Annotated in this window: 8 protein-coding genes and 1 pseudogene; 1 reads left to right on the top strand and 8 read right to left on the bottom strand. The window is 72.8% G+C overall.

Features of this window, described 5'->3' with window-relative positions:
• Positions 1-213 (bottom strand): annotated as a pseudogene (locus tag LPN01_RS14000) (hypothetical protein); the annotation flags it as partial.
• A gap of 100 nt (positions 214-313) precedes the next feature.
• Here LPN01_RS14000 and LPN01_RS13995 point away from each other — a divergent pair.
• Complete coding sequence (locus tag LPN01_RS13995) at positions 314-994, top strand: HAD family hydrolase (RefSeq protein WP_262829034.1); 681 nt, start codon at positions 314-316, stop codon at positions 992-994.
• Here LPN01_RS13995 and LPN01_RS13990 read toward each other — a convergent pair.
• From LPN01_RS13990 to LPN01_RS13960, 7 genes are all read right to left on the bottom strand, one after another.
• Complete coding sequence (locus LPN01_RS13990; protein ID WP_262829033.1) at positions 973-1,743, bottom strand: nucleotidyltransferase family protein; 771 nt, start codon at positions 1,741-1,743, stop codon at positions 973-975. The two genes, LPN01_RS13995 and LPN01_RS13990, sit on opposite strands and share 22 nt — an antisense overlap.
• A complete protein-coding gene (locus LPN01_RS13985) occupies positions 1,740-2,663 on the bottom strand; it encodes a hypothetical protein (protein WP_262829032.1) in 924 nt (307 codons plus the stop codon). Before LPN01_RS13985 ends, LPN01_RS13990 begins: the two co-directional genes overlap by 4 nt.
• A complete protein-coding gene (locus LPN01_RS13980; protein ID WP_262829031.1) occupies positions 2,660-3,703 on the bottom strand; it encodes a diacylglycerol/lipid kinase family protein in 1,044 nt (347 codons plus the stop codon). Before LPN01_RS13980 ends, LPN01_RS13985 begins: the two co-directional genes overlap by 4 nt.
• Before the next feature lie 122 nt (positions 3,704-3,825).
• The gene (locus tag LPN01_RS13975) at positions 3,826-5,169 is read right to left on the bottom strand and encodes a lipopolysaccharide biosynthesis protein (protein WP_262829030.1); all 1,344 of its coding nucleotides are present in this window, start codon (positions 5,167-5,169) and stop codon (positions 3,826-3,828) included.
• Between the two features lie 7 nt (positions 5,170-5,176).
• The gene (locus LPN01_RS13970; protein ID WP_262829029.1) at positions 5,177-6,322 is read right to left on the bottom strand and encodes a CDP-alcohol phosphatidyltransferase family protein; all 1,146 of its coding nucleotides are present in this window, start codon (positions 6,320-6,322) and stop codon (positions 5,177-5,179) included.
• 47 nt (positions 6,323-6,369) lie between these two features.
• The gene (locus LPN01_RS13965) at positions 6,370-7,482 is read right to left on the bottom strand and encodes a hypothetical protein (protein WP_262829028.1); all 1,113 of its coding nucleotides are present in this window, start codon (positions 7,480-7,482) and stop codon (positions 6,370-6,372) included.
• The gene (locus LPN01_RS13960) at positions 7,479-8,201 is read right to left on the bottom strand and encodes an NTP transferase domain-containing protein (RefSeq protein WP_262829027.1); all 723 of its coding nucleotides are present in this window, start codon (positions 8,199-8,201) and stop codon (positions 7,479-7,481) included. The genes LPN01_RS13965 and LPN01_RS13960 overlap by 4 nt, the downstream gene beginning before the upstream one ends.
• Positions 8,202-8,239: the final 38 nt, after the last annotated feature.

Raw genomic sequence — 8,239 nt, 5'->3', positions numbered from 1 at the left:
CGCACGTGCCGGCGCTTTGGCGCTTTTCGTCGCGGTCGACTGGTTGTCGCCGACCGGCAGCATGTTGACGGTCAGAGAGCGCCCCGGCTCCTCGGGCGGGTCGAGCACGGGGGCAAGCCGCCACAGCAGCAGCGCGATCACGAGGTGCGCGAGGATCGTCAGCGCCAGCGAGGTCGCACGACGACGGTCCGACGAAGGCTGATAGGACCGCATGGAACGCCGCGCCTAGCGCGGCCCGCGATGCGCCGCAACCGCATCCGCGCCATCGCCTGGCCGCCATCCCCCGGCCATGTTCCGGCGCCAGTCCGGCGGCATGACCGATCCCGTCAAGCTCGCGATCTACGACCTCGATCGCACGATCACCCGACTGCCGACCTGGACGCCGTTCCTGCTGCACGCGGTGCTGCGCCACGCGCCGTGGCGGCTGGCGTTCGTGCCGGTCGTGCTCGGCGCGGTCGCGCTGAAGGGCGTCGGGCTGATCCACCGCGACCGGCTGAAACAGGTGATGCATCGCGCCGCGCTCGGCACCCTGACGCCGGCGCGCGCCGAACGGATCGCGGCGGGCTGGCTCGCGCGGTTCGGGCCGGCGCAGATCCGCGCCGCCGCACGGGCGCAGATCGCCGCGGATGCCGCCGCGGGCTACCGCATCGTCATCGCTACGGCCGCCTATGGCTTTTACGCGCAGGGGATCGCGGACGAAGTCGGCGCCGACGCGCTGATCGCGACGCATGCCGCGACCGACGCGGACGGCCGGCTGCTGCCCCGGATCGCGGGCGCGAACTGCTACGGCCCCACGAAGCGCGCGATGATCGAGGCGTGGCTGGCCGATCAGGGGATCGCGCGCGCCGACGCGACGGTGCGCTTCTATTCCGACCATGTCTCCGACGTGCCAACCTTTGACTGGGCGAACGAGGCGGTGGCGGTCAATCCGCATGCCGCGCTCGCCCGCGTCGCCCGCGCGCGCGGCTGGCGTCAGGTCGACTGGGACGGCTGATCGAGCAATCCGCGGACAAGGTCGAGGTCGGCGGGCGTGTCGACGTCGACCGCGGCCAGCCCGTGGCGCGCCGCGACCGCGACCGCCTTTACCCCCGCCGCCACGCCGAGCCGGTCGAGCGCCGCCGCCAGCGTCAGCCGTCCCGTGGCGTAGCGCAGCAACGCCCCCACGCCGAGGCGCCGGACGATCCGCCACGGGCGCTTGCGGTCGCGCTCCACCGCCATCCACAGCCGCACCGCCGCCTCGGCCCGCGGCGTGCGCAACAGGAACATATTGCATCCCGACCAGGCCCCGTCGGCGAAGCGCAAGTAGGTGCGCCGGGTCGGCGGCGCGTCGCGCGCGATCACGTCGCTGCGCGCGAGCAAGGCCGCGACGTCGGCCCCTCCCGGCGCATCGGTCAGGAAATCGCGTATCCACTCGGGCCGCAGCAACGCGTGATCGGCGGTCGTCACCAGCAGCGGCGTTCCGAGCGCCTGCATGCCGTGCAGCGTGCTGAGGCTCGGCCCCGCCGCCGCATCGACGGGCTCGCAGCCCAGCCGCACCGCCTCGGCCCGCACCGCCGGTGCGTTGGCGGACACCGCGATGCGCGTCGCCCCCGCCGCCCGCAGCGCGCCGACCACCCGCGCCAGCATCGTCGCGTCCGCGATCCGGACCAGCGCCTTGTCGCTCACCTCGGCATAGGCGGCGACCGGATCCGTGCCGCCGCGCGATCCGGCGAGCACCAGCGCATGGAAGGTCGCGGCGGTCATGACGCGCGGGTCTGCCACACGCGCCACATCACGCCGGGGGCCGCGAGCACCGGATGGCGCTCGCGCCACGGCGTCAGCGGCAGCGCGACGCCGGTATGCCGCTCCAGCTTCCACAGGCCATAGCGCGCGGCGCCATCGAAGGTGAAGGCCGCCTTCACCAGCCGCGCGACGTTGAGCCACTTGCCCAGCCGCTGTCGCAGCAGCCACGCCGACAGCATCGCGCGGCGGTCGCGTTCGCCGAGCATCGGCGCCAGCTCGCCGCCGCGGCGCTCGTGGCCGATCCCCGCCCCCTGCCACGCGAGCGGCAGCAGCGCGTCGAACCGTGCGGGGGCGAAGCCGATGATCTGTCGCTCGCGCCCGGGCGCCTCGACCCGCAGTTCGGCGGAATAGGTCTGGCGGAACAGCGCGAGCCAGAAATCGGCGGGCCGGCCGCGATCGGGGCCCAGCACCGCGGCGAAGCGTGCGGCGCTCGCCCCGGCATAGGCGACCGCGCGGACGACGCGGACGCGGATCGATGGATCGGCCGCCCAGACGAGAGCGGCGGGCTGCGCGAAGCGCGTCCATACCGTCGTGTCGAGCGTCCGCCCCTCCGCCGCGCGGCAGAAGGTGTCGAGCGGCATTGCGGCGACCTTGGCGCGGATCGTGCGCGCACCGACCACGACCTCGTGGAAGCTCACGTCGGGCCATAGCGTGCGCGTCGCCCAGGCGCGCAGCCCCCAACCCCTCGGCCGCGGCGTCAGCACATAGAAGTCGAGCACCCCGTCGAGGTCGCCGGTGCGCAGCACCGATCCGTAGAAGAGCACCGCGACGCCCCCGATCCGGCGCACGACCGCGCGCGCGGCGGTGGCGACGCTCGTATCGACCGCCGCCTCCAGCTCGTCGGCGACGAAGGACAGCAGGCTCGGCGGCGCCGCGGTCACGGGGCGGCGAACCGGATCGGCTCTCCCGCCCGGATCGTCAGGTCGCCGCCGGCATAATGTTCGCCGTCGAGGATGAAGCCGTCCCCGGCATGGATGCGCACGCTGCGCGGATCGCTGCGCGCGAAGCCGGCGGCGACCGCGGGGCTGGCATCGGTTCCCGCCAGGATCGCGCGGACCATGCGGAACAGGTTGCGGGGCGGTGCATCGACGGTCAGCAGCTTGAGGCCCGGCCGTTCGCGCCCGAACGGCTTCAGCCCGACCGGCATCCGCTCCAGCGTCGACGCGAGCAGCAAGTAGAGCTGGCGCGGCGCCGGCGCGGCATCGTCGACCGCCATGTCGATCGTCATGCCGCGCCGCCACGCGTTGCCGGCGCCGCCGAACGCGGTCTGCGCGATGCTCCAGCCGAGCGACAATGCGACCGCGATGCCGTTGAACGCGCCGACACGGTGCGTGCTCTGCGCCAGTTCGGTCGCGCGGACGAACCCGCCCATGCCGAACAGGAAGCCGCGCGCATCGGGCCGCGCCGCATCGCCGCGCAGGATCTCGACGGGCGCACGCCGGACGAACCGGCCCGCACGCGCCGCGGCGATCGCATCGCGCACGGTCCAGTCGTCCGGAATGCCGAGATCGATGGCGAGCGCGTTGGTCTTGCCCGACGGGATGATCGCCATCGGCGGCAGGCGATCGAAGACGCGCGCCGCCGCGGTCATCACGTCGCGCAGCGTGCCGTCGCCGCCGTTGACGACGAGCAGCCCGATCCGCCGCGCGGCATAATCGCGCAGCGTCGCCTCCAGCGCCTCGAACGTGTCGGGCGCGGCATAGAGCACGTCCGGCCAGTGATCGAGCCGCATGCCGGTCCGGAGGTTGCGATGGCTGCGCCCGTTGGCGATGACGCCGACCAGCAGCGCGGCGGGCAGGGGCGCGGGCAGTCGCGCCGCCGGCTCGCGTCCCGGCAACCGGTCCATGACCGGCACGGCCTCGGCACGCCGCAACAGGGCGGTACCGTCTCGGGCCGGTCCGGCGAGCAGCCGGCTATCCATGGGTGTGGCCAAACGTAAACACTCCGTCACGCGTTCTTCATCGAACTGTCACAGAGCGAAATATGGGCAGGATTACGGCCCCAACAAGAAATCCAACCGATTTCGAGGAAATTTGTTGCGTTTTACGTCGATCCGTCAGCGGGTGGGATCGCGGCGACGGGTGCGTCGGCGCGCAGCACCGCCCAGGTCGCCAGCCATAAAAGCGCCGCGACGACCAGCGCGTTGACCAGCACCGCGATCGATACGCCGATCACCTCGAACGCCGGGCTCAGCCAGAAACTGACCCCGAACAGCGCCGCGATGCCGGCGAGTCGCGCGACGAAGGTCGCCCCGATCCGGTTCGCGGCGAGCAGCAGCGGCTCGAACCCGACCGTGACCAGGTCGACGCAGCCGGCGGCGGCGAGCCACAACAGGATCGGATAGGCGCGCCCGAACCCCTCGCCGCCCATCAGCGTCAGGACCGGATGGCCGAACAGCACGACGATCAGGAAGGCGAAGGCGGCGACGACGGTCGCCATCAGGAACGATCGCAGGATCATCTGGCGCACGCGGGCGAGCCCGCCCGCCGCCACCGCGCGGACGATTTCGGGAAAGGCGGCGCGGGCGAGCAGCTGCGACACCTTGGTCAGCGCCTGCGCCAGTTGCAGCGCAAGCCGGAACGCACCCGCCGACGCGGTGCCGACGGTGCCGCCGACCAGCAGCAGCGGGATCTGCTTGCTCGACAGGCCCAGCGACGAACTGGCGTTGGTGGCGAGCGAGAAGCGGACGATCCCGGGGTGGTCGGTCACGACCGCGCGCACGCCGACGTGGCGCGCGAACAGCAGCCTGAGGTCGCCGGTCCGCGACAGCGCCGCCCAATAGGCCGCGGCGGTCAGCACCTCGGCAAGACCCCAGGCGATCAGGAAGCCCGTGACGCTGGGCAGGAACACCGCCGCCGCGACCGCGCCCACCAGCCGGACGACCGGGGTGACGCTGTCCGCCGCCGCGGCGAACGAGAAGCGGTCGCGCAGCCGCAGGATGCCGAGCGGCGTCGAGCGGATCGACAGCAGCTGCGCGACGGTGAAGATCATCGTCGCGCGCGCGTGCACCGGCCGCACCCCCAACGCCTCGCCCCAGGTGCTGATGATGACCGCGGCGAGCACCACGCCCAGCGCGGCGCTCGCGAGATCGAGCAGCCCGCAGGCGCGGAACAGCCGGGCCAGCCGCGTCTCGTCGCCCGGGTCGAGGTGCTGGTGGCCGTAGCGGACGATGATCTGCCACGTCTGGAAGCCGACGACGGTCGCCAGCGCCTGGCCCGCGCCGGTGATGAGCGCGAACCGCCCGAAACCGCTGACCCCCAGCGTGCGTGTGACGATCGCGAGATAGACGAGGCTCAGCACCGCGAGCACCCCGCGGCTCGCCAGCATCCAGCCGAGGTTGCGGGCGATCGCCCGCATCGGGCCGCCCTGGACCATCGCGGCGTTCATCGCCGCATCACGCCAGCCAGCTGACGACGGCCTCGCCGCGCCGCGCCGCCGCCATCGCCTGGAACAGGCGGACGAGGTGCACCGCCAGCGACGCGATCGTCCATGCCGCCACGGCGACGATGCCCCAGTCGGGGCGGGTGACGAGCAGCCCCGCGAACAGGATCACCATGTTCGGGTTGCGCCGGGCGGTGACCAGCCGGAAGCGGCTGTCGAATTGCTGCCAGACGTGGATGTGCATGCCGAAGCGGGCGATGAACGCCCCCTCGATCAGCCGCTGCGCGACATAGCCGAACAGCATCGCCGCGATCACCGCGACGAATGCGTCGTGCGTCAGCGGCCGGCCATAGGCGGTGCAGCCCGCCGCCCACGCCCACCACCAGAACGGCGGATGCACCAGGTCGACGCCATGGTCCCAGGCGTTGCCGAGCGCCGACGAGGTGATCGTACAGCGCGCGAGCTTGCCGTCGACGGTGTCGAGCACCATGAACAGCAGGCCGATCCCCAGCCCGCTCCAGAACCAGCCGTGCCAGAAGGCGATCGTCGCGACGATGCACAGCAGCGATCCGATCGCCGTCACCTGGTTTGGCGAGATGCCCGCGCGCGCGCAAAGCCGCGTGATCCACAGTGCCCATTCCGGCCACAGATATTTGGTCAGCAGGTCGGTGACGCCCTTGTAGGCCCCGACGTAGCTCGCCCGCTCGATCGCGGCGACGCTGGCGGGAACCAGCCGCTCGGCGAACGGCCGCTCGCGCTTGCGCAGCGCCTCGTTGAGGATGCCCTCTTCCGCCTCCGCGGCGATGACGGTCAGCGTCGTACCGGCGAGCGGCCCGTCGGCGGCCATCGCCGCCGCCACCGCGGCGCGCGCGTCGGCACCGGCGACATGGGCCAGCACCGGCACCCCGTCGCGGGTCAGCACCGTGTCCGGCCGCGCGACCAGATGCGCCAGCCACGCGGGATCGAACGCGAAGCGCAGGTTCGCGAGCAGGACGCCGCCCTGCCCCGCGTCACCGGTCGCGATGTCGTCCGTGAAGGGCAGCTTGCGTGCGACCGCCATCCGGCGCAGCCGCTCGGCCGCGGTCATGCCCCAGATCGGCGTCGGATTGTCGCCGACGGGCACGACGATCGGTCGGGGCGAGGAAACGGAGGCGGCCATGGCGGTCCCGATAGCGGCGTCGGCGCGATCCGGATAGCCGGCGCCGGTCACGCGCCTGCCGCGAGCGTCAGGATGGCGTCGGCGGCACGGCCCGGCGCCGCGCCACCGGTATCGCCGAGCGATTCGGCGGCGAAGGCACGCTGCGCCGCCAGATAGCCGCCGTGCCGCGCCGCCGCACGATCGAGCGCGGGCAGCAGCGCATCGAGCGCGGTCACCACCTCGCCCGCCTGCCACATGTCGTAACTCGCGTTGCCCTGCCACGCGGTGGCGCGCGGATCGAGGAACACGCAGGGGCGCGGCCGCATCAGGAATTCGACGACCTGGCTCGACGTGTCGCCGAGGTACAGGTCCGCCGCCGCGGTATAGCTGCCGTCGACCATCGCGAAGCTGTCGAGGTCGACGTGGACGTCGGGCCGGTCCGCCAGCGTCGTGGCGAAGGCGCGCACCTCGGGCGCCTTTTCGACCAGCCGCTGGTGCGGCGCGAAGATCAGGTCGTAGCGATCCGCCGCCAGGATGCGCCGCACCGCGGCCTCGCCCCAGTCCCACCACGACGACCGATGCCGCTGCCAGTGCGGCGCGTAGAGGATGCCGGGCCGCGCGCCGGCGAAGCCGAGCGCGGCGTGGGTGCGCTGGCGGAAGCCCGCCTTGGCATAGCCGACGACCGCGATCCGGGCGGGATCGACGCCGTGCGCCGCCAGCGCCCGTCGCTCGCGCTCGGCGGCGACGATGGTCAGTGCGGCCGCCTTTCGCCGCCGGTCGTCGCGGTTCATCATCGATCCCGCGCCGTGCAGCATGTTCACGAAGCGCGCGCGGGTCGGCAGGATCGTCGGGATCCACAGGCTGGTCTGTTCGGCCGACACCACCACCCGCGTCGTCGCCAGCCGCGGCGCCAGCCGGGCGAGCAGCGGCAGCTTGGCGGGCAGCGGCGGATTGCGCCCCGCCTCCCATGCGCCGAGGTCGCGGAACCCCGGTGCGCGGCGGATGCGCACGCCGCTGTCCGTGCCCAGCCAGCCGCGCAGCAACCCCTCGTGCATCGATGTCGCGACCCAGGCGTCGATGCGCATGCCGGGCGCGCGCGCCGCCACCGCCTCCAGCACGGGAAACAGGTGCGGGATCAGCAGCGTCTCGCCGAGGAACAGGAAGGCGACGTCGGTGCTCACGCCGCCGGCCGCGGATGCTGCCCGGTCCAGGCGGCGATGTCCTCGGGCTGGTCGATCTCCTGCCACGCGCCGTCGCCCGCGACGATCGCCTGCACCGCCGCGTAGCCGGCAAGGTCGGCGATGATCGCGTGGTGGAAGGCGTTGAGCCCGCCCGGCCGCGCGATCACGCTTTCCAGTGCGTGCGCATAGGCATCGCCGCCCGTCGACACGATCACGCCCAGCGAACGGTGCGTCGCGACGTCGAGCGCGAGGTCCTTCGCCACCGCGCATACCTGTCCGTTCGCGACCGTCACCAGCATGTCGTCGGGCACCGCCGCGCGCAGCGGTTCGACCAGCAGCCCGACGCCCTCGCCCGGCGCGTTCACCGCCGCCGCGACCAGCGCGGCATCGAACACCGTGTCGCCGTTCATCAGGCAGAAGCGGCCGGTCAGCAGCGCGCGCGCGGTCCATACGCTGCCGATGCTGCTCGCCACCGACCAGAAGGGGTTGAACAGCAATTGCACCGGCAAGGGCGGCCGCACCCGCGCCAGATGCGCGCCGATCTGGCGATAGCGATAGCCGCCGACGATCGCCGCGCTCTCGACACCCGCCGCATGCAGCGCGGCGAGCTGGTGATCGAGGATGCTGCGTCCGTCCACCTCGACCAGGCATTTGGGGATTTCGCGCGTCAGCGGCAGCAACCGCGAGCCGATGCCCGCGCTGAGGATCACAGCTTGCATCGCGCGACCCTAGGGCAAAGCGCCGCCGCGATAAACCG

Source organism: Sphingomonas sp. A2-49 (genome assembly GCF_025548555.1).
Classification (GTDB): domain Bacteria; phylum Pseudomonadota; class Alphaproteobacteria; order Sphingomonadales; family Sphingomonadaceae; genus Sphingomonas.
The sequence above is the reverse complement of the archived record's forward strand: the minus strand, read 5'-3'. Positions and strand labels throughout refer to the sequence as shown.